Source organism: Halomonas sp. 707D4 (assembly GCF_024158685.1).
In the GTDB taxonomy this organism is placed as follows: Bacteria; Pseudomonadota; Gammaproteobacteria; order Pseudomonadales; family Halomonadaceae; genus Vreelandella.
The window spans coordinates 1-2,691 of sequence record NZ_JAMZBD010000420.1; the positions used below are offsets into that span (position 1 = coordinate 1).

The following is a 2,691-nucleotide window of genomic DNA, read 5'->3' on the forward strand; positions in this document are numbered from 1 at the left end:
AGGTCGCCTGGCCATCGATGAGCAGTTCGGCGTGGTTGCCCTTGGTCAATGGCATCATGGCCAGCTGCTCGACGGCCTGGACATCCGGGGTGGCCGGCAGCGAAATGTGCGGTTTCATGTTGTTGCGATAGCGGCGCAGCACGCGGCGCAACACGTTGTCCTTCGCCCCGCGCGCGGTGACGTAGCCGTAGAAGCGCGGGCGGCCGAAGAACCAGTAGGCGGGCAGCGCGATGTATGGAAAGGTCATCAGCGATACGATCCAGGCAACCGCGCCCTGGGAGGTACGGCTCGACATCAGCGCCATGATGGCGGAAACGATGCCCATGAGGTGAATGAGCATGATGCTCGTTCCGATCAACCATGAGGTCATTGAACCCCGCCCTCCATACGCCTGCTCCCCGTTACCCTGCTATATGCGCAAAAGCCCCGCAAGACGGGGCTTTGTATTCGACGCTCGGCGTCAAGTCTACGCGGTTTCGGCGATGATTGCCTTCCATTTGGCGGGCCCCGTGCGGTGCACCGAGGTGCCCTGGGTATCCACGGCCACGGTGACCGGCATGTCCTCGACCTCGAACTCGTAGATCGCTTCCATTCCCAGATCCTCGAAGCCCACCACGCGGGATTTCTTGATCGCCTGGGCGACGAGGTAGGCCGAGCCGCCCACCGCCATCAGGTAGACCGCCTGGTTGTCACGAATGGCGTCGATGGCCTCCTGGCCGCGCTCGGCCTTGCCGACCATGCCGAGAAGCCCGGTCTGCTCGAGCATCGTGCGGGTGAACTTGTCCATGCGCGTGGCGGTCGTCGGGCCGGCCGGGCCGACCACTTCGTCGCCCACCGGGTCGACCGGGCCGACGTAATAGATGAAGCGCCCTTTCATGTCCACCGGAAGCGGCTCGCCCTTCGCGATCATGTCGGTCATGCGCTTGTGGGCGGCGTCGCGTCCGGTCAGGAGCTTGCCGTTGAGCAGCAGGGTGTCGCCGGGCTGCCAGGTCTTGACCTCTTCCGGAGTGACGCTGTCGAGATCGACGCGCTTGACGTTGCCACCTACCTCGCGGGTGATCTCCGGCCAATCCTCGAGCTTCGGCGCGGGCAGCGCCACGGGGCCGGAGCCATCGAGGGTGAAGTGCGCGTGGCGGGTGGCAGCGCAGTTGGGGATGATCGCCACCGGCTTGTTCGCCGCGTGGGTCGGGTAATCCTTGACCTTGATATCGAGCACCGTGGTCAAGCCGCCGAGGCCCTGGGCACCGATGCCGGACTTGTTGACCTTGTCGAACAGCTCCAAACGCAGCTCCTCGGCGCGATTGCTCGCCCCGCGCGCCTGCAGTTCCTGGATGTCGATCGGGTCGAGCAGCGCTTCCTTGGCGATCTCCATCGCCTTTTCGGCGGTGCCGCCGATGCCGATGCCCAGCATGCCCGGCGGGCACCAGCCGGCGCCCATCTTCGGCAACTGCTCGAGCACCCAGTCGACCACGCTGTCGGAGGGGTTGAGCATGGCGAACTTGGATTTGGCCTCGCTGCCACCGCCCTTCGCCGCCACGTGGATATCGACCTTGTCGCCAGGCACGAGCTTGTGGTGGATGATGGCGGGCGTGTTGTCCTTGGTGTTCTGGCGCTTGCCGTCCGGGTCCGCCAGCACCGAGGCGCGCAGCACGTTGTCCGGCAGCAGGTAGGCGCGGCGCACCCCTTCGTTGACCATGTCGTCGAGGCTCATGTCCGCTTCCCAGGTCACGTTCATGCCGACATGGACGAAGACGGTCACGATACCGGTATCCTGACAGATCGGGCGGTGGCCCGTGGCGCACATGCGCGAATTGATCAGGATCTGGGCGATGGCGTCCTTCGCGGCCGGATTCTCTTCGCGATCATACGCGGCGGCCATGGCGTCGATGAAGTCTTTGGGATGGTAGTAGGAAATGTACTGCAGGGCATCGGCGACGCTCTGGATGACATCGTCCTGGCGAATCACGGTCATGGACAACAGGCTCCTGGTGGATCGAGACAAGCGGCTATTCGTGAAGCGATTTCAAGTATCGTTAGCCGTCTAGGTGTGGCGCGATTATACCCGAACACGCGCCGCGCGGCACTTGTCTGTTGTGCTGACCGGATTTGTCTCTAGCGAGTGGTCGATGCAGGAAGATAACGGTATAAAATTTAGTTTACCGGCTGGCACCGCGGGCACCAGTAAAGCCGACGGGAACCCACCATCTGGCGCTCGATGACGTCGTTGCAGCGATGACAAGAGAGACCGGCACGCTCGAAGACGCAAAAGCGCCACTGGCGACGCGTCTCGCCTGCCGCCTTGGCTTGAGCGATCCACGCTTCGCGATTGGTCACCCCGGCCTGGCGATAGGCCTGCCAAGTCGTCTCGAGAATGATCTGCGCCAGCGCCTTGCGCTTCTCATCAAAGAGATCCGCCGGGCGCTGCCTGGGATTGAGCCTGGCGAGAAACAGAATCTCCGAGCGCAGGTAGTTGCCCAAACCCGCCACCAGGGATTGATCGAGCAGCAGTGCCCCCAGGCTTCGTCGGCGAAAGCGTGGATCCTCCAGGCGTTCTTGTATCTGCTCGGCACTGACGTGCTGGCTGAGAAGATCCGGCCCCAACCGCGCCAGAAACGGATGCTCGTCGAGGGCGTCGGCGTCGAGCAAGGCGATGTCCGAGGCACTGTAGAGGCTCGCCGCCCTGCCCTCGGC

At 63.7% G+C, this 2,691-nt stretch carries 2 protein-coding genes and 1 pseudogene; all 3 read right to left on the reverse strand.

The features are described from left to right. Positions 1–370, reverse strand: a 370-nt coding sequence (locus BIS11_RS14620; RefSeq protein WP_253586395.1) for a PLDc N-terminal domain-containing protein, incomplete at its 3' end; no start/stop codon positions are given. A 96-nt stretch (positions 371–466) separates the two neighbouring features. Beyond that, entirely contained in the window at positions 467–1,972 is a 1,506-nt protein-coding gene (locus BIS11_RS14625) for a fumarate hydratase (protein WP_227390547.1), read from the reverse strand. A 179-nt stretch (positions 1,973–2,151) separates the two neighbouring features. Continuing rightward, positions 2,152–2,691, reverse strand: a pseudogene (locus BIS11_RS14630) (endonuclease VIII); the annotation flags it as partial.